This is a genomic window from Vagococcus sp. WN80Y (assembly GCF_059621045.1).
In genome coordinates this window covers 16,644-34,631 of record NZ_JCAQHY010000150.1, presented here as the reverse complement: position 1 = coordinate 34,631, position 17,988 = coordinate 16,644, and the positions used below count along the sequence as shown (strand labels likewise).

Sequence of the window (17,988 nt, the reverse complement as noted above, 5' to 3'; positions counted from 1 at the left end):
AAACTTTGATGCCTCTTATCTCTAAACAGTAACCTGCTAAGAATCATGGCAACTCTTAGTGCTTTAGCACATAGAAGTTAATGTGATCGTAACATAGTGAAGTAGTTTAGGACAACGAAGCGTAGTAAAATGTAGTGAGCAGACTTTTGGAACGGGTTTATCGAACAATATACGTGAAATAAAACTGGGGAGTGACTTATGTCGCAGCCCCTTTTTGTTATGTTCTGAGGGAAAGTTCGGTATAAAGACAATTTTGTATCTGTAAGTTAGGGTACGAGCGTTCAAAAGTGTGTTGGGTGGGGATTTGTTGTTAGGAGCGAAAAGTAGCTAGTGGCCAGTTCCTTATTCTCGAATTGGACAATGGTTCTTTTGCAAGGGGAGTGCTATACTTTTTTGATTGACGCTCTCAAAAGTAAGGCGTTATGAAGAGGCTTAGAGGAAGGGGTTAGAGTTGTAATGAAGGACGCTAGTTATTGGGCACAGGCAATTCGCGATAAACATCTATCACCAAAAGAGTTGATTGAGGAGACGACTCACCGTGTGAGAGAGTTGAATCCAGCATTGAATGCGGTTGTAGAATTAGATCAGGCAAGTGCATTGGTTGAGCTAGACTCGCGAAAAGGGCGAGAAGAGGGCCCTTTTTTTGGTGTACCAATTGCGTTAAAAATGTTAGGTCAAAATAAACAAGGTATGGGCGCTACGTCAGCGTCTCGTCTTTTTTCGACGCATAAATCAGAAGTAACCGATAATTTTGTTAAAGGATTAGAGCGAATGGGATTTATTCCCTTGGGGAGGACGAATGCCCCCGAATTTGGGTTTAAAAATGTGACTGATCCTCATTTATATGGCATCACCAAAAACGCTTGGAATCAGGAATATCATGCAGGGGGATCAAGTGGAGGTGCTGCAACAGCATTGGCTAGTGGGATGTTTCCGATTGTCGGAGCAAGCGATGGCGGAGGCTCAATTCGAATTCCAGCTAGCTTTTCTGGCTTGATTGGATTGAAGCCAACGCGTGGAAGTATGCCAACGGGGCCGAATGGCTGGCGAGATTGGCAAGGAGCTTCGATTAATTTTGCCTTGACAGTCTCGATGCGTGATACGGAGCAATTATTTTACGGATTGCGAGGAACACCTAAAGCGTCACCTTATCAAGCGCCAGCTTATGCTTTAATTAATGAGAGCCGAGAGCGTCCTCTGCGGATTGCCTATTGTCTAGATTCACCAATCAAAGGGAGGGTGTCAGAAGATGCTCGAATGGCTTTAGAGACCGCGGTGAGCTTTTTGGCGAAGGGAGGTCATGATGTGGTTGAGGTGGCTTATCCTGTAGATGGACAGCAATTGATCGAAAGCTACTATGAGATGAATGGGGCTGAGACGGTGACGATGATGGCCGAGATTGAAGCGACTCTAGGGCGCTCGTTGACAAAGGAAGACATGGAGCCAATGACATGGGCAATTTATCAGTATGGCAAACAAATTAAAGCAGGTGCCTATGTTCAGTCTCTGCAGTTATGGGATCAGGCAGCTTATGTGATGGAAACATTGTTTGAGTCCTATGATGCGTTCCTGTCACCTACTGCGACGGACACAGCGCCAAGTATAGCGACAGACTTACAGAGTGACAGCATTCGCCAAGGATTGGATCAGGCTGAGTTTCTTAATCAGAGCGAGTTGAAAGAGTTGGTTTATGAGATGTTTGCTAAGAGCTTGGAGGTGACGCCGTATACTCAGTTGGCTAATTTAACGGGACAGCCAAGCATTAGTTTACCGACATATGTCGCTGCGAATGGTTTGCCAATTGGCTGCCAGTTAATGGCATCTAAAAGTCGAGAAGATATTCTGTTTCGCTTAGGAAAAGAATTTGAGGAGGCACAACAGTTAATTGTGCCTGCTTATTATAGAGAGTAAGGATGGGGAGAAATGATTAAAAAATTTAGTGGGTTAGTCAGTTTACTAGCAGTGATTTTGGTAATAGGGGCGTGTGGGAAACCAGCAGCTAAAGAAACAAGTGGTGATAACAGTTGGGCTAAGGTTGAAAAAGCCGATAAATTAGTTGTAGCGACTTCTGGTACCTTATTTCCAGCGTCGTACTATGATGATAAAAATGAGTTGACGGGCTATTCTGTTGAAGTGTCGCGAGAAATAGCCAAGCGCTTAGGCCTAGATATTGAGTTCAAGGAATACAATATTGATGGGACCATTGCTTCTCTAAAGAATGGGACAACGGATCTAATTGCCAATGATTTGTCTTTATCAAAGGCGCGAGCTAAAAATTTTGCGTTATCGTTGCCGTTAAAATACTCATTTGATAGTATGATTGTGCGGAAAAGTGATAATTCTGGAATTAGCTCTTTAGAGGACTTGAAAGGCAAAAAAGCAGCAGGAGAAGCTACGACAGGTTACATGAAAATTGCAGAAAAATTTGGAGCAGAGTTAGTTAGCTATGATAATGCGACCAATGATCAGTATTTGACTGATGTTGCGAATGGTCGGACGGATGTTATTTTAAATGATTATTATTTACAAAAAATGTCTGTTGGAGCTTTGCCAGACATTCCGGTTAAAATTTTGGAGGATGTTTATTTCAACGCGTCGACTTCGGGCTTATTATACAATAAAAAAGATGTGGCTTTGCGGGAAAAAATCGATCAAATTATTGTTGAGATGCAAACAGATGGTAAGTTGAAAGAACTAGCAGAAACTTTTTTTGGGACAGATGTGTCAGTGGAGCCTGATGTTAAAGTGGACCGAAAGGTGAGCGTTGATTAATGGAGGGACAGTTGTACATTCCTCAGCTTAATTTCAAGTTAATGGTGGAGTCCTTGCCCTTTATTTTGCAAGGACTGCCCTATACCTTAGGATTAAGTTTAGCTAGTTTTATTTTTGGGAATGCTTTAGGGATTTTATTGACCATTTTAGGGCAGTTGCCAAGTCGTCTATTGCAAGGGATTTTACGTTTCTATATTTCTTTTTTGCGGGGAGTTCCAGCCCTAGTTTTATTGTTTATATTGTATTTTGGCCTTCCCTATCAGCTCAGTGCGACGACAGCTGTTATCATCTGCTTTACACTAACAAGTAGTGCCTTTTTAACTGAAATTTATCGTGGCGCCATTAGTGGGGTAGATAGCGGGCAATGGGATGCTGCTAGAGCATTGGGACTGCCATTTATCAAGATTATGAGCAAGATCATCTTACCTCAGGCCTTTCGTATTGCGATTCCTTCATTAGGTAATGTTGCCATGGATTTAGTTAAAGGAACAGCGCTGGCTGCGACGATTACTGTTCCAGAAATATTTCAAAAGGCTAAGATTGTAGGTGGCCGAGAGTTTGATTATATGAGTTTATATGTGTTGGTAGCTCTTATTTACTGGGGACTTTGCTTAGTGATTGGTCAAATTCAACAGCAAGTAGAAAAACGTTATGAACATTATATGTAAAAATCGTTTTGTGTCGAGAGTACTCGGAGCAAAATGATTTTTTCTTCTCCTTACAATGAGCAAAAAAACAAAGCCGAATAAGTGTTTCATTTTTTGTGAAAAAATTCGCTAACAAACTTTGAAGTAAACTTGATTAAAAGAGCTAAAACCCTTGAATCTGTGAGCTTTTTTCGATAGAATGAAAGAGGTACGCAAATTGTTATATTTAAGAGAGAAAAGAAGTGACAGAATGCCTCAAAATAAAATTGAAACAGGCTTTCAATTACTTGAAACGTCGATCAAATTGCTTCAAACAGCTCTAGAGGTTCCGTTTATTGACGCCTATATCGAGAATGGTGAAAATATGAACGATGGGTATCAAGTACGAGTGCTCGAACAGGTGCCAGATGAGGAAACAAAGAGCCAGATTGAAGCGAATTACCGTGCGTTTCAACAACTAGAGTTAAGCGGTGAAGAAAAGCGAAAGGTGAGTCAGCTTCTTTTATTGAAGGGAACGATGGCTGAGCCTTTACAGCCCAATCATCAATTGACACCTGATGCGTTAGGTTTTTTATTCGTTTATCTAGTTGAAGCGTTAGTTGGAGAGGGGCGGACAGCTCTTGCCATTAACGATCTAACTGTCGGTATGGGAAATTTAATTCAAACCATCATGCTGAGTTTGCGAGAGTCAGGCTATGAGGTGAGTGGGACTGGGGTAGATGTGGATGATGCGCTTTTAGCGATTGCGGCAGTCAATGCGCAGTGGTTTGAAACACCGCTACAGTTATTCCATCAAGACAGCTTACAGCATTTGTTAGTGACGCCTGCTGATGTGGCAGTGGCAGATTTACCCGTTGGTTTTTATCCCAACGATGACCAAGCTCAAAAATTTGTTACAGGAACCAGCGAAGGTCATTCGTATGCTCATCATCTATTGATGGAGCAGAGCATGACCTATGTCAAAGAAAATGGTTATGGGCTATTCTTAGTTCCCAGAGACTTTTTAGAGAGTGAGCAAGCAGCAGAATTAAAAAAATGGCTAACAGAAAAAGTCTATTTACAAGGGATTTTACACTTACCAGATAGTCTATTTAAAGCCAAACACTCACAAAAGTCGATCATTATTATCCAAAATCATGGCGAAAATAGTCGTCAAGCCAAAGAAGTTTTGTTAGCAAGTGTGCCGTCACTTAAAAACGGCGAACAGCTTCAACAATTTTTTAAACAGTTTAGTACGTGGAAAGCCAAAAATATAAGTTAATTAGAAGGAGTTCAGTCAAACAATGTCAAAAACAATTGCAATCAACGCAGGTAGTTCAAGTTTAAAATGGCAATTATTCGAAATGCCACAAGAAGACGTCATCGCATCAGGGATCGTTGAACGAATTGGGTTAAATGATTCTATCTTCACAATTAAATACGGTGAGGGCCAAAAATTTAATGAAGTTCTAGATATTAACGATCATGAATTTGCGATTAACATGCTATTAGAAAAGATGACTGAACTTAACATCATCAGTTCATTTGATGAAATTACAGGAGCTGGTCACCGTGTCGTGGCTGGTGGTGAGCACTTTAAAGAGTCTGCTCTAATTGATGACGAAGCATTAAAATTAATTGATGAATTAGCAGAATTTGCGCCACTACACAACCCTGCTGAAGCGGCAGTTGTTCGTGTTATTCAAAAATTATTGCCAAAAACAGTTAATGTGGCTGTTTTTGATACTTCTTTCCATACAACAATGCCAGAGGTTAACTACCTTTACAGCATTCCAATGGAATACTATGAAAAATATCAAGCACGTAAATATGGCGCTCACGGAACTAGCCACCGTTATGTATCTGAAAAAGCGGCTGAGATGTTGGGTAAACCAATCGAAGAGGTAAAAATTATTACGTGTCATTTAGGAAATGGTGCCTCAATCACAGCGGTTGATGGCGGTAAATCTGTTGATACATCTATGGGCTTCACGCCGCTTGCTGGTGTGACAATGGGAACTCGTTCAGGTGATATTGACCCATCATTACTTCCTTATTTAATGAATAAATTAGGCCTAACTGATATTAAAGACATGATCGATATCTTAAATCAAAAATCTGGTTTAACAGGTCTTTCAGGAATTTCAAGTGACATGCGTGACTTGGAAAACTCAGAAAAACCAGAAGCTCAATTAGCGCTTAAAATATTTGCTGACCGTGTTCGCAAATACATTGGTAGCTATGTAACAGTGATGAATGGTGTGGATGCGATTGTCTTCACAGCTGGTATTGGTGAAAATGATGTTAACATGCGTAAATCAATCATCAATGGCATGACATGGTTTGGTTGTGAAATTGACGATGAGAAAAACAATGTTCGTGGCGATCAACGTGTAATTTCAACGGATGATTCTAAGGTGAAAGTGTTATTAATTCCAACAGATGAAGAAGTGATGATTGCTCGTGATGTTGAAGCTTTAAAATAAAATAGTTAGTCCCGTTTTGATTATCTAAAATCAAAATGGGATTTTTTTTCTTTAAATTTATCTAACGGAGGCTTATACTAAAAAAGAGCAGAGAAAAGAAAGGGAGAGATGGCATGAATCGTCAGGATATCTTAAAGCGACTGCGGCGAGAGTTACGCAATGATCGCCACCTTTTAGGCGTTTCGACTGGTTCGGGAATGATGGCTAGTCAAGCAAGTAGAGGTGGCGCTGATTTTATACTAGCACTTAATTCAGGGCGTTTCCGAACTATGGGCAGAAGTTCCCTAGCTGGTTTTCTTCCCTTTGAAAATAGTAACCAAGAAGTCTTACGGTTTGCTTCTAAGGAGCTGTTGCCACTGTTGCCAGATTTGCCTATTATCTTTGGCTTAAATGCGACCGATCCTTTAATTGATTTACCATCATTTATTGCCTCCATCAAGGAAACGGGGTTTTCAGGCGTTAATAATTATCCAACAGTAGGTTTAATAGACGGTCAATTTTCTGAAGCTCTGGAAGAAGAGGGAGCCTCATATGAAAAAGAAGTGCTAGGAATTGCCGAGGCTCATCGTCAGGATTTATTTACCCTTGCTTTTGTTTTTAATGACACCCAAGCAAAGGCAATGACTCGTGCAGGAGCAGACGTTATTTGCTTTCATTGCGGGTTAACTAAAGGGGGAAAGCTAGGAGCAAAGAAGGTCATCACACTAGAAGCGGTAATCAATCAAGCTCGGACTATTTTTGCAGCGAGTCGAGGGATTCGTCAAAATGTGATGACGATGATTTATGGTGGACCAGTCAATGAACTGGTTGATAGTCATTATATTTACAATAATTTACCGGAATTAGATGGTTATATTGGCGGGTCTACTTTTGATCGCATTACGCCTGCTGAAGCAGTGATCGAAAAGACGAGGCATTTTAAGCAAATTCAAGAAAGTGTTGAGAGTAGCTTAATGTCAAAAATGTTGGATGGGATTGAAAAGCACTATGATTATGTTGAGTTTGTAAAAAAATACATTCAGCAAAATGTCAGTAGCGATATTCAACTGGAGGACTTAGCGAAGGTTGCACATATCTCTAGTAGTTATCTTAGCACATTGTTTAAGGAGAAAACGGGTTCAACCTTCACTGATTATTTAATAAAGTATCGCTTGAATCAAGCTGTCCAATTATTAACCGTAGATCCGCCACTAAAATTGAAGGAAATCGCTAATTTAGTGGGCTATACAGACTATGCCCAATTTAATAAAATTTTTAAACGGTATATGGGGCTGTCTCCCAGTGACTATAAAGCACAAAAGATCTAATATAAACACTAGTGAAAACGAATTAAAAACGTTTACAATTAGTGTTTTTTTCTTATAATTAGGGGTATAAGGGAAGTGTTCAATAGCTCGTCAAGACAGAAAGGGGTTTTATCATGTCCGAAAAAACAGTTGCATTAGTTGGGACCTTTGATACTAAAGGAGAAGAGTATGTCTTTATCAGGAAGTTATTTCATGATGTAGGGATTCAAACATTAACAATTCATACAGGGGTATATCCTCCGTACTTTGAGCCTGATGTTAGCAATCAAGAGGTTGCCTTGGCAGGAGGGGTGACAGTCGAAGAGCTAGTGTCTCGTCAAGATCGCGCTTATGCGACAGAAATGCTGGCTAAAGGGATGGGCCAATTGATTCCGAGATTATTTGCTGAAGGGAAGTTTGATGGTATTATTTCATTTGGCGGCTCGGGTGGAACGTCACTAGTTGCCCCAGCAATGCAAGCACTGCCAATTGGTGTACCGAAGCTAATGGTTTCGACAATGGCAGCGGGAGATATTTCACCTTATGTTGGGACGAGTGATATTGTCATGATGCCGTCAATTGTTGATGTCTCAGGCTTGAATTCAATTTCTACCCAAATCTTTACTAATGCCGTCTTTGCAATGGCTGGCATGCTAAGTTTTGAAAGCAAAGAGAGCAATATGGAGAAAAAACCGCTGATTGCCGCAACGATGTTTGGTGTGACAACACCAGCTGTGACAACTGCTCGTGAGTATTTGGAAGATCGAGGCTACGAAGTACTTGTTTTTCATGCGACGGGGAGTGGCGGAAAGACAATGGAAGCCTTGATTTCTGCAGGTTTTATTGACGGTGTATTAGATTTAACTACGACAGAATGGGCAGATGAAATTGTTGGTGGTGTGCTGAATGCCGGACAGTCTCGTCTGGATGCAGCAGCACTAACAGGGGTGCCGCAAGTGGTGTCTGTGGGAGCCTTAGATATGGTCAATTTTGGACCATTTGAGACAGTGCCAAAAGAATTCAATGATCGCTTGCTGTATAAGCATAATCCAACTGTGACCTTGATGCGGACAACGAAAGAGGAAAATGAGTTGTTTGGTAAGCAGATTGCGGAAAAATTGAATCAATCTATAGGAAAGACGGAACTGATCTTACCATTGAAGGGGTTATCAGCCATTGATGTAGAAGGGCAGCTTTTTTACGGACCAGAAGAAGATAGATGTTTATTTGAAGCGATTCGAACGACACTTGATCAAGATAAAGTTAAGTTAATAGAGCGTGAAGAAGCGATTAATGATCCAAGCTTTGCCAAATTTGCTGCACAACAATTGATTGATTTAATAGCAGATAAATAGAAAGAGGGAAATTACAATGAACACACAAACTAGAGAAGAAATTATGACAGATTTTAGACAAGCGAGAGAAGCGGGAGAATACTTGGTTGGTGTAGGAGCTGGAACGGGGATTACTGCTAAAAGTAGTGAGGCAGGAGGAGCTGACATGCTTATTGTCTATAATTCTGGTCGTTACCGCATGGCAGGCCGTGGGTCATTGGCCGGTTTACTATCATATGGCGATGCCAATCAAATTGTGGTTGAGATGGGACAAGAAGTATTACCAGTGGTAGACACGACGCCTGTGTTGGCAGGTGTTTGTGGGACAGATCCATTCCGTGTGATGTCAGTTTATTTACGTCAGTTAAAGGATCAAGGCTTTAGTGGGGTTCAAAACTTTCCAACAGTTGGGTTGATTGATGGTAATTTCCGTCAAAACTTGGAAGAAACAAATATGGGTTATGGCTTGGAAGTTGAGATGATTAGACAAGCACATGAGCTAGGGTTATTAACAACGCCTTATGTTTTTGATGCTGAACAGGCGCGTGAGATGGCAGAAGCGGGCGCAGATATTTTAGTAGCGCATATGGGATTAACTACGAAGGGGACAATTGGTGCTAAAACGGCATTGACCTTAGATGATTGTGTGGCTAAAATTGATGAGATTATTGAGGCTGGACGAGCAGTCAATCCTGATATTTTGGTCATTTGCCATGGGGGACCAATTGCCGAGCCAGAGGATGCTCAATATGTGATTGAAAAGGCGAAGGGGTTAGATGGATTCTTTGGTGCCTCTAGTATTGAGCGTTTTGCTGCTGAAAAAGGTATTCGGGAACAAACCGAAAAATTCAAACAAATTAAATAAACGGACTAACTAAATGAGAAAGAGGCGAAAAAAATGAAACGATTTGTAACGATTGCTGATGTCGATGCCCAAGAATTTCCTTGGGGAACACTAGAGTGGTTATCAGAACCTAATGTGACAGGTTCGACATGTATGACGACTGGTTTGGTGACACTAAAGCCAGGCCAAGGACATGAGCGCCACAATCATGAGGGCATCGAAGAGGTTTTATACGTCCTCAAAGGAACGGGAATTCAGATGTTGGAACTGCCAGAAGGAAGAGTTGAAAAAGAAGTAGTTGCAGGTGAGTTGGTTCACATACCAGCTAGTGTCTATCACTCGACTCTTAATAATGGCGAAGATGACATGGAAATTTTGGCAATTTACCAAGAGTCTGGACCTGAAAAAGAGATGCGAGAAGATCCAAATTGTCGACTTGTATTGGCTAAGGATAAATAAAAAGGTTGTTAGTTTTAACGTAGTAAAGAGTGGAACGCGTTTATCGCACAACATACGTGAAAAAAAGCAGGAGCGTGATTTATGTCACAGCCCCTGCTTTTTCGTCTAATCATCTATTAGAATTATTTTTGCGGTTGATTATCTAAATCGGTTCGGACGACTAAAACATCACAGTGAGCGTGTCGGATGATGTATTCAGAGACTGAGCCAATTAATAAGCGTTCAACAGCGTTTAATCCAGTTGCCCCAACCATGATGAGGTCAATCCCCAGTTCGTCAGGTAATTGCTTCGCTAAAATGCCTTTTGGTGCGCCGTATTCGACGATTTCAGTGACATTTTCGACGCCACTTTGTTTGGCTTGTTCGGCTAAATCAGCCAAGGTTTGTTTGGCTAATTCTGCTGCTTGACTAGCTAATTCATCGTCGAAAGCAGAGATGGATTGGAATGCTCGAGTGTCAATGATATGAGCTAAAAAGAGTTTAGCTTGGTTCCGTTTAGCGACGTTTACGGCCTTTTTAAAGGCTAATTCAGATTCATCAGAGCCGTCAACTGCCACTAAAATATGTGTGTATTGTTGAATCATGGAAAGCACCTCACTTTATAAATTTTTTAGTGTTACGAAATCAATTTTGATAACTTTATACTAAAGATAGCTGAGGCTAACATCACACTGCCGATATAGATTAGAGCCAGTAGCCGATTGCCTAAAAAGAAAAAAAGTACACCGACGATAGCTAGAACTAAACAAGTTTTGGCAAAGCGTTGAAAGGCTAGCTGTATTGGTTCTTGCTCGGTTCCCTCAGCTAAGACTTTACTAAATACAAGGTTATTTTTATTCAAATAACTGGCAACAAAGGCTAAGACGAGAATAATAACAACCAATAAAATTCTAATAATCATAGGATGCTCCTTTATAGTAGCTGTCAGAAATAACAGCAGTAAAACGTGTTTATTAATAGAATAAAAAGCAACTTGCTAGCGCAAATTGCTTTAGTTTAAACTAAAATGGGCAGTATCCGTAGATGCCGGTTATCACGCCGGAGTATTGATCCCGCAGTAAGCAGGTGGGGTTCGCTGTTCAACCATCAAACTACCAAGTGAAAAGGCCTGTTTTCCTTTTGAACTCGTTGAATCCCGAAGTAATACTAAAAATGTTCGGTCAACACAGATTGGAGTGATTCGAACATCACAGATATCCCACCTTTATAATAGCATACTACTATTAATTGAGCAATTCAGACCGCTTTCCATTACGAAAGGACATCTATGTTTGCTTATTTTTAGTGAGACGCTCGTATTGTTGCGCTAAAGCTTGTTCATATTTGCCTGTGTTTTTTGGCTCATAATAGCGAGCGTGTTTAATTTTATCTGGTAAATACTGCTGATTTACCCACGCACCAGGAGCGTCATGTGGGTAACGGTATTCGACGCCGCGGTTTAATTCCTTGGCGCCGCTGTAATGACTATCCCGCAAATGATCGGGGATTTCACCTGCTTTACCGGCACGAATATCAGTTATTGCAGCGTCTAAAGCTGTATAGCTAGAGTTAGATTTTGGTGATAGGGCTAAGTCAACGACGGCATTTGCTAAAGGAATACGGGCTTCTGGAAAGCCTAATTTTTCCGCAGCTTGAACGGCGCTGACAGTTCGCGCCGCCGCCGGTGGATTGCCTAAGCCGATATCTTCATAAGCAATTACCATTAGTCGGCGGCAAATAATAAATAAATCACCTGCTTCGACTAAGCGACCTAGATAATGCAAGGCAGCATTAACGTCACTGCCACGAATTGATTTTTGAAAGGCTGAAATAACATCGTAATGAGCATCGCCTTTTTTGTCGTGGGTTAAGGCTTTTCGTTGGACGCACTCTTCGATAATTGGCAACGTTAAGTGAATACGGCCATCTTCCTGAGGTCGGGTCGATTTCACCGCTAGCTCCAATCCGTTTAACGCACTTCGCAGATCACCGTTAGTTGCTCGTGTTAAATGAAGCATGGCGTTGTCATCGAGTATGACTGATTCCTCACCTAAACCACGTTCACTATCGGCTAAGGCTCGCTTAATAGCTTGTTCAATGTCCTCTTCGCTTAACGGCTTGACTTCAAAAATCTGCGTCCGACTGCGAATCGCAGGGTTAATACTAATGTAGGGATTTTCTGTAGTAGCACCGATTAAAATAATGCGACCATTTTCTAAGTGAGGTAAAAGGAAGTCCTGTTTTGTTTTATCTAAGCGATGAACCTCGTCTAATAGTAAAATAACGGTTCCGCTCATGCGAGCTTCTTCTGCGACGACCTGAAGATCTTTTTTAGTATCAGTGGCGGCATTAAGCATCCGAAAAGCATATTTAGTTGAGCCGGCAATCGCGCTAGCAATGCTGGTTTTTCCGGTTCCTGGGGGACCATATAAAATCATTGATGAGAGCATCTTAGCGTCAACCATTCGGCGAATAATTTTCCCTTCGCCAACGAGATCTCGCTGGCCGACGACTTCATCCAAGTTGCGAGGTCTCATGCGGTAAGCTAATGGTTTATTCATCGTCACCCTCCTTTATTAATAGCTCAATTATACCACAAAGCCTGTTTTTAAGGGGAAGTGGTCTATCGACTACAGCATTCTAGTCGGTAAAGCTGAGATGCTAATGATAAAAAATGGGTTGTGGTGATTAATAGTTGGTATATGGAGCGCATTTATCATATAACATACGTGAAACAAAATTGGGGTGAGACTTATTTTACGAGAAGTATATAGTAGCATTTATAATGCTCATCTTGTATGATAAAATAGCAGAAGAATGTGCCAAAGAAAGGACACTTAGCCATGAAAAAAGATCATATGTTAACATTTTTAGAGAAGCAACTTGAAAAATATTTAGGAGAGTATGATTTTGCGATCGATTGGGATACGAAAAATCATACAGTTGAAGTCATTGCTGTTTTGTATGCACAAAATCAAGGGAGCGAAGCAATCGCCGATTTAGATGGGATTGAAACAGAAGAAGAAGTCATAGAATTTGAAGATAGCTTGTTGTTATATGACCCAGCTAAAGGAGAAATAACAGATGAGGATGAGTATCTAGCGACGATTCCTTATGAAGGAAAAAAAGGGATTCAAAAGAAAGTATTGATTACGTTGGCTAAGTATTTAGGGCAAGTCTTGACTGAAGGTGAAAGTAATCTAATGGATTTCTTAGGAAATGAAGAGTTGGATGTCTTTGAGTTGCAATGGGATCAAGCTGAGTTTAATGCACTATTAGCCGTGGCTAAAGGGCCAGATGAGTATGTGGCGTATCCTAAATACTAAAAGGAGTAAAGAAAGATGAAATGGACGGAAATAAAAGTAACCACAGCGAGTGAAGCGGTTGAAGCAGTTTCCAATATCATGATGGAAGCGGGCGCGAGTGGTGTGGCAATTGAGGATGCGTTAGATGTTGAAAACTTTGTGAGCGATAAATTTGGTGAGCTGCTTGATGCCGAGACCTTCGATCATATTAAAGAAGGGGCCATTGTGATGGCGTATTTCCCTGAGACAGCTTTTTTACCAGAAATTTTGCCAACGATTAAGCAAGAGATAAATCAGTTGCCAGAATTTGGTTTAGCAATTGGTGCGAATACAGTCGAAATCAATGAAGTAGTCGAAACAGATTGGGCAACGGCTTGGAAAAAATATTACCATCCTGTATCAATTAGTCGCTATCTGACCATTGTGCCAAATTGGGTGGAATATGAGGCGAGAACTGCCGATGAAAAGATAGTGAAATTAGACCCAGGGATGGCCTTTGGAACGGGAACTCATCCGACAACAATGGTCAGCTTACATGCGTTAGAAATCGTCTTAAGAGGCGGCGAGACTGTTTTAGATGTAGGAACAGGTTCCGGGGTGCTAAGTATCGCTAGTAAGCATCTAGGGGCTAATCAGATTTATGCTTATGATTTAGATGATGTAGCTGTCACAGCTGCTCAGGAGAACATGGATTTAAATCCAATTGCTAAGGATGTTCAGGTGAGTGCCAATGATTTGCTAGCAGGTGTCGAGATTCAAGCGGATGTGATCGTCGCCAATATTTTAGCAGAAATCATTTTACGACTGATTCCAGATGCTTGGCGGTTAGTGAAGCCAGGCGGGAAATTCATCGTGTCGGGAATTATTGAAGATAAAAAGACGGAAGTACTAGACGCCTTAATTGCGATTGGATTTGAAGTGAGTGAAATCCTACAACAAGTGGATTGGTTTGGCATTATTTTAACTAAACCTGTTAGTGAGGATTAGGTCAGTTAATTTTTAGCTAAGGAGAATTAGGATGCAGCGGTATTTTGTGAAGCAACGCTATCAAGAGGCAGTGAATGAAGGCTTGTCTTTAATTGGTGAGGACTATCACCACGCAGTCAATGTGATGCGCATGAAGGAGTCTGCGCAGTGCTACATCGTCTTTCAGGATCAGGTGGCGATCAAAGCAGAAGTCACTCAAATTTTAGCAGATAAAGTACTATTAGCGGAAATTGCTCGTGAAGAGCAGACGAAGGAACTGCCGATTGAAGTGACTATTGCTTGTGGCTACCCTAAAGGAGACAAGTTGGAGCTAGTTGTTCAAAAGGGGACTGAATTAGGCGCCCACGCTTTTGTCGGTTTTCCAAGCCAAACCTCAGTCGTTAAGTGGGATGGCAAGAAGCTGGCAAAGCGCCAAGAGCGTCTAGAGAAAATTGCGAAAGAGGCAGCGGAACAATCTCATCGTCATGTTCAGCCAACTGTTGTGATGCTCGAAAAGACTGAGCAATTGTATGAAAGCTTCGGTGAGTACGATCAGGTGATTGTCGCCTATGAAGAAGCGGCTAAGACTGGGGAAAAAGCTGTTTTGGTACAGCTTTTACAACAATTGACTCAGGGACAGAAGCTGCTAGTTTTGATCGGTCCTGAAGGGGGATTGTCGCCTAACGAGGTGACTCATTTTGAGTCCTTAGGTGCAAAAATCTGTGGTTTAGGTCCACGGATTTTACGAGCAGAAACCGCGCCGCTTTATTTGTTGAGTGCAATTAGCTATCAGTATGAATTGTTGGGGCGTTAGTAGAGTTGGACTAGGAGTTTATCCTAGTCTTATTTTTTATCAATTATTTTTAAGAAAGTCGCGACAGAAAGGTAGCTGAAGGTGACATTTGCCGCTTTTTTATTTTAAAAAATCATGGTATTTTGCTCTACCTCACATAATAAGCACGGGTCGCTTGTTGAAAAGACGGTCTAAAATTTGTATAATAGCTATCATACGGCAATAAATAAACAGAACAACTAACTAAATAATGAGTATAAACGAATAGATTAGCGTCAAGAGCATTCAGAATGACAGGTCGAGAGAAACAATAAAGGAGAGAACACATGCCAAAAGATGAGGTATTAACTGGAGCAACAGTGATTAAAATGGTGTCAAATTATATGAGTCCGGAGCATGTCGCTTTTGTTAAGAAGGCCTGTGATTTTGCAACAGAGGCTCATGCATTGCAAACGCGTCAATCAGGAGAGCCTTATATTGTTCATCCGATTCAAGTAGCAGGGATTTTAGCTGAATTACATATGGACCCACATACAGTCGCCACAGGTTTTTTGCATGATGTGGTGGAAGATACAGAGGTCACTTTAGATGATTTAAAAGAGGAGTTTGGCCCAGATGTGGCGATGCTCGTTGATGGCGTGACTAAATTAGGAAAAATTAAGTATAAATCTCATGCTGAGCAGTTAGCTGAAAATCACCGTAAGATGTTGCTAGCTATGGCTGAGGATTTACGGGTTATTATGGTGAAGCTGGCAGATAGGCTGCATAACATGCGCACGCTTCGTCATTTGCGAGAGGATAAGCAGCGTCGCATCGCTCAAGAAACGATTGAAATCTATGCGCCGCTTGCTCATCGGTTAGGGATTAGTCGAATTAAGTGGGAGCTAGAAGATACGGCTTTGCGTTACTTAAATCCAAATCAATATTACCGAATTGTTAATCTGATGGATTCGAAACGAGATGAGCGAGAAGCGTATATCGAGGAAACAGTCGAAGAGATTCGGTTGTCGACAGAGGAACTGGATATATTTGCAGAAATATACGGTCGCCCTAAGCATATTTATTCGATCTATCAAAAAATGAAGGATCAGAAAAAAGAATTTGAAGAAATTTATGATCTGTTAGCGATTCGAGTGGTTGTCGACACGATTAAGGATTGTTATGCAGTTTTAGGGGCTATTCATACAAAATGGAAGCCGATGCCAGGGAGATTTAAGGATTATATCGCCATGCCTAAAGCGAACATGTATCAATCGCTGCATACGACGGTGATCGGTCCGAAAGGGAATCCTGTAGAAGTTCAAATTAGAACCCATGAGATGCATGAAATTGCGGAATTTGGGGTTGCGGCTCACTGGGCTTATAAAGAAGGTAAAACAGAAAAAACACAAGATGATGGTACAGGGAAACAATTAAGTTGGTTCCATGAAATTATTGAATTGCAGGATGAAAGCTATGATGCTTCTGAGTTTATGGAAAGTGTCAAAGGCGATATTTTTAGTGATAAGGTCTATGTCTTCACACCGAAGGGAGATGTGACAGAGCTGCCAAAAGGCTCTGGGCCCTTAGATTTTGCTTACAACATTCATACAGAGATTGGCAATAAAACAACGGGCGCTAAGGTTAATGGGAAAATGGTTCCTTTAGATTATAAGATGAAGAATGGCGATATTATTGAAGTGTTGACCTCGGCCAATTCATTTGGCCCAAGTCGTGACTGGGTTAATATGGTGGCAACATCAAAAGCGCGCAATAAAATTAAGCGTTTCTTCAAGGTTCAAGACCGTGAAATGAATGTCAATAAAGGGAAAGACGCGATTGAAAAAACGCTACTCAGTCAAGAGTTCAGACCAAAGGATTTTCTCAATAAAACGGCATTAGCTGAGACGCTTGATCGCTTTAATTTTCAAACAGAGGACGATATGTATGCGGCAGTTGGTTTCGGTGAGGTAACGGCACAAATTGTGGTCAATCGCTTGACTGAAAAAGCTCGCCGAGAAATAGAAAAAGAGCGCCAAAAGCAAGAAGCAGAAGAGCTGATGAGTCAGCCTGTCAAAAAAGAACCAGAAAAGATGAAAGTTCGGCACGAAGGTGGCATTGTTATTCAAGGAGTGGAGAATCTGCTTATCCGCATTAGCCGTTGTTGTAACCCGTTACCGGGGGACGACATTGTCGGGTACATAACTAAGGGGCGAGGGGTGTCAATTCACCGAGCTGATTGCCCGAATATTGTCCACAACGAGGACGCTCAACAGCGCTTGATAGAGGTTGAGTGGGAAGATACAGCAGCTGAAAGTGGCAAAGAATATAGTGCCGATCTAGAAGTGTATGGATATAATCGTTCTGGTTTGTTGAATGATATTTTACAAGTAGTCAATGCGTCGACTAAAAATCTGATTGGCGTGGAAGCTAAGCCAAGTAAGAATAAGATGGCAGTGATTTTATTGACAATTTCGATTCAAAATCTGGCTCACCTAGAGCGAATTGTTGATAAGATAAAATCAGTGCCTGACGTCTATAGTGTTCGTCGAACAAAGGGCTAGAGAAAGGAACAATACCGATGAAAGTTGTGTTGCAAAAAGTAAGTCAAGCATCAGTCAGTGTTGATCAGCAGTTAATTTCTAGTATTGATTTAGGCTTAATGCTTTTAGTGGGCGTTAAAGAGGGCGACACAGAGAAGGAAGCAGATTTTTTAGCTAATAAGATTAGTAAGATGCGGATTTTTGAAGACAGTGATGACAAGATGAATTTATCGGTTCACGATGTCAAAGGTGAGATTTTATCTATCTCGCAATTCACTTTACTAGCTAACACTAAAAAAGGAAATCGGCCGAGCTTTACTGAAGCAGCTAAGCCAGATGAAGCGACTCGTCTCTATGCTTATTTTAATGAGAAGCTACGTGAGACTGGTTTGAGTGTGTCAGAGGGACAATTTGGCGCGCATATGGCAGTCAGTCTAATCAATGATGGGCCGGTAACAATTGTGTTGGATACAGATCAGCGTTAAGATAAAAAGGACTTCCCAAGTCAGTTGAATGGGAGGTCCTCTTTAACTATTTTGCTGTCAGGTAGTGAAATATAACTTATTTTTACATTATTAATTCATCGTTAATGAAATTGGAGCTAAGGTGATAAAAA

The 17,988-nt window shown here is 41.2% G+C and carries 17 protein-coding genes and 1 other RNA gene; 14 read left to right on the top strand and 4 right to left on the bottom strand.

Translation table 11 applies throughout. The features are described from left to right. The first annotated feature begins 456 nt into the window (after positions 1–456). From AC5KOD_RS11060 to AC5KOD_RS11020, 9 genes are all read left to right on the top strand, one after another. Positions 457–1,911: an amidase gene (locus tag AC5KOD_RS11060; RefSeq protein WP_496914618.1), complete on the top strand. Its 1,455-nt coding sequence runs from the start codon at positions 457–459 to the stop codon at positions 1,909–1,911. Positions 1,912–1,923: 12 nt separating this feature from the next. Continuing rightward, a complete protein-coding gene (locus AC5KOD_RS11055) occupies positions 1,924–2,772 on the top strand; it encodes a transporter substrate-binding domain-containing protein (RefSeq protein ID WP_496914617.1) in 849 nt (282 codons plus the stop codon). 11 nt (positions 2,773–2,783) lie between these two features. Next, a complete protein-coding gene (locus AC5KOD_RS11050) occupies positions 2,784–3,440 on the top strand; it encodes an amino acid ABC transporter permease (protein WP_496914642.1) in 657 nt (218 codons plus the stop codon). Positions 3,441–3,669: 229 nt separating this feature from the next. Then, on the top strand, positions 3,670–4,680 hold the full coding sequence (locus AC5KOD_RS11045) for a class I SAM-dependent methyltransferase (RefSeq protein ID WP_496914616.1): 1,011 nt from the start codon (positions 3,670–3,672) through the stop codon (positions 4,678–4,680). Between the two features lie 22 nt (positions 4,681–4,702). Next, the gene (locus AC5KOD_RS11040) at positions 4,703–5,884 is read left to right on the top strand and encodes an acetate/propionate family kinase (RefSeq protein WP_496914615.1); all 1,182 of its coding nucleotides are present in this window, start codon (positions 4,703–4,705) and stop codon (positions 5,882–5,884) included. 113 nt (positions 5,885–5,997) lie between these two features. Continuing rightward, positions 5,998–7,191 (top strand): phosphoenolpyruvate hydrolase family protein, encoded by a 1,194-nt coding sequence (locus tag AC5KOD_RS11035; protein WP_496914614.1) that lies wholly within the window; start codon positions 5,998–6,000, stop codon positions 7,189–7,191. 113 nt (positions 7,192–7,304) lie between these two features. Next, entirely contained in the window at positions 7,305–8,525 is a 1,221-nt protein-coding gene (locus tag AC5KOD_RS11030; protein WP_496914613.1) for a Tm-1-like ATP-binding domain-containing protein, read from the top strand. 16 nt (positions 8,526–8,541) lie between these two features. Then, the gene (locus AC5KOD_RS11025) at positions 8,542–9,369 is read left to right on the top strand and encodes a phosphoenolpyruvate hydrolase family protein (protein ID WP_496914612.1); all 828 of its coding nucleotides are present in this window, start codon (positions 8,542–8,544) and stop codon (positions 9,367–9,369) included. Between the two features lie 33 nt (positions 9,370–9,402). Then, positions 9,403–9,807: a cupin domain-containing protein gene (locus AC5KOD_RS11020; protein ID WP_496914611.1), complete on the top strand. Its 405-nt coding sequence runs from the start codon at positions 9,403–9,405 to the stop codon at positions 9,805–9,807. A gap of 122 nt (positions 9,808–9,929) precedes the next feature. Here AC5KOD_RS11020 and AC5KOD_RS11015 read toward each other — a convergent pair whose 3' ends face one another. The 4 genes from AC5KOD_RS11015 to AC5KOD_RS11000 all read right to left on the bottom strand — a co-directional run bounded on the left by AC5KOD_RS11015 (position 9,930) and on the right by AC5KOD_RS11000 (position 12,347). After that, positions 9,930–10,391, bottom strand: coding sequence for a universal stress protein (locus tag AC5KOD_RS11015; protein ID WP_496914610.1), 462 nt, complete (start codon positions 10,389–10,391; stop codon positions 9,930–9,932). A gap of 32 nt (positions 10,392–10,423) precedes the next feature. Further along, positions 10,424–10,708, bottom strand: coding sequence for a hypothetical protein (locus AC5KOD_RS11010; RefSeq protein WP_496914609.1), 285 nt, complete (start codon positions 10,706–10,708; stop codon positions 10,424–10,426). Between the two features lie 109 nt (positions 10,709–10,817). After that, a non-coding RNA gene (gene ssrS / locus AC5KOD_RS11005) (6S RNA) lies at positions 10,818–11,006 on the bottom strand. A gap of 66 nt (positions 11,007–11,072) precedes the next feature. Further along, on the bottom strand, positions 11,073–12,347 hold the full coding sequence (locus tag AC5KOD_RS11000) for a replication-associated recombination protein A (RefSeq protein WP_496914608.1): 1,275 nt from the start codon (positions 12,345–12,347) through the stop codon (positions 11,073–11,075). Positions 12,348–12,629: 282 nt separating this feature from the next. On the opposite strand from AC5KOD_RS11000, the gene AC5KOD_RS10995 reads away from it, so the two are divergent. From AC5KOD_RS10995 to dtd, 5 genes are all read left to right on the top strand, one after another. Then, positions 12,630–13,112: a DUF3013 family protein gene (locus AC5KOD_RS10995; protein ID WP_496914607.1), complete on the top strand. Its 483-nt coding sequence runs from the start codon at positions 12,630–12,632 to the stop codon at positions 13,110–13,112. 15 nt (positions 13,113–13,127) lie between these two features. After that, positions 13,128–14,078 (top strand): 50S ribosomal protein L11 methyltransferase, encoded by a 951-nt coding sequence (prmA, locus tag AC5KOD_RS10990; protein ID WP_496914606.1) that lies wholly within the window; start codon positions 13,128–13,130, stop codon positions 14,076–14,078. 31 nt (positions 14,079–14,109) lie between these two features. Further along, entirely contained in the window at positions 14,110–14,871 is a 762-nt protein-coding gene (locus tag AC5KOD_RS10985; RefSeq protein WP_496914605.1) for a 16S rRNA (uracil(1498)-N(3))-methyltransferase, read from the top strand. Positions 14,872–15,176: 305 nt separating this feature from the next. Beyond that, positions 15,177–17,393, top strand: a complete 2,217-nt coding sequence (locus AC5KOD_RS10980) for a RelA/SpoT family protein (RefSeq protein WP_496914604.1) — start codon at positions 15,177–15,179, stop codon at positions 17,391–17,393. Positions 17,394–17,410: 17 nt separating this feature from the next. Beyond that, a complete protein-coding gene (gene dtd, locus AC5KOD_RS10975; RefSeq protein WP_496914603.1) occupies positions 17,411–17,857 on the top strand; it encodes a D-aminoacyl-tRNA deacylase in 447 nt (148 codons plus the stop codon). Positions 17,858–17,988 lie beyond the last annotated feature (131 nt).

Coding starts and splice junctions, on each gene's coding strand:
- AC5KOD_RS11010 (WP_496914609.1), bottom strand. CDS start 10,708: ATGATTATTAGAATTTTATTGGTTGTTATTATTCTCGTCTTAGCCTTT.
- AC5KOD_RS11025 (WP_496914612.1), top strand. CDS start 8,542: ATGAACACACAAACTAGAGAAGAAATTATGACAGATTTTAGACAAGCG.
- prmA (WP_496914606.1), top strand. CDS start 13,128: ATGAAATGGACGGAAATAAAAGTAACCACAGCGAGTGAAGCGGTTGAA.
- AC5KOD_RS11060 (WP_496914618.1), top strand. CDS start 457: ATGAAGGACGCTAGTTATTGGGCACAGGCAATTCGCGATAAACATCTA.
- AC5KOD_RS10995 (WP_496914607.1), top strand. CDS start 12,630: ATGAAAAAAGATCATATGTTAACATTTTTAGAGAAGCAACTTGAAAAA.
- AC5KOD_RS11030 (WP_496914613.1), top strand. CDS start 7,305: ATGTCCGAAAAAACAGTTGCATTAGTTGGGACCTTTGATACTAAAGGA.
- AC5KOD_RS11015 (WP_496914610.1), bottom strand. CDS start 10,391: ATGATTCAACAATACACACATATTTTAGTGGCAGTTGACGGCTCTGAT.
- AC5KOD_RS11040 (WP_496914615.1), top strand. CDS start 4,703: ATGTCAAAAACAATTGCAATCAACGCAGGTAGTTCAAGTTTAAAATGG.
- AC5KOD_RS11020 (WP_496914611.1), top strand. CDS start 9,403: ATGAAACGATTTGTAACGATTGCTGATGTCGATGCCCAAGAATTTCCT.
- AC5KOD_RS11035 (WP_496914614.1), top strand. CDS start 5,998: ATGAATCGTCAGGATATCTTAAAGCGACTGCGGCGAGAGTTACGCAAT.
- AC5KOD_RS11000 (WP_496914608.1), bottom strand. CDS start 12,347: ATGAATAAACCATTAGCTTACCGCATGAGACCTCGCAACTTGGATGAA.
- AC5KOD_RS10985 (WP_496914605.1), top strand. CDS start 14,110: ATGCAGCGGTATTTTGTGAAGCAACGCTATCAAGAGGCAGTGAATGAA.
- AC5KOD_RS11045 (WP_496914616.1), top strand. CDS start 3,670: ATGCCTCAAAATAAAATTGAAACAGGCTTTCAATTACTTGAAACGTCG.
- AC5KOD_RS11055 (WP_496914617.1), top strand. CDS start 1,924: ATGATTAAAAAATTTAGTGGGTTAGTCAGTTTACTAGCAGTGATTTTG.
- AC5KOD_RS10980 (WP_496914604.1), top strand. CDS start 15,177: ATGCCAAAAGATGAGGTATTAACTGGAGCAACAGTGATTAAAATGGTG.
- dtd (WP_496914603.1), top strand. CDS start 17,411: ATGAAAGTTGTGTTGCAAAAAGTAAGTCAAGCATCAGTCAGTGTTGAT.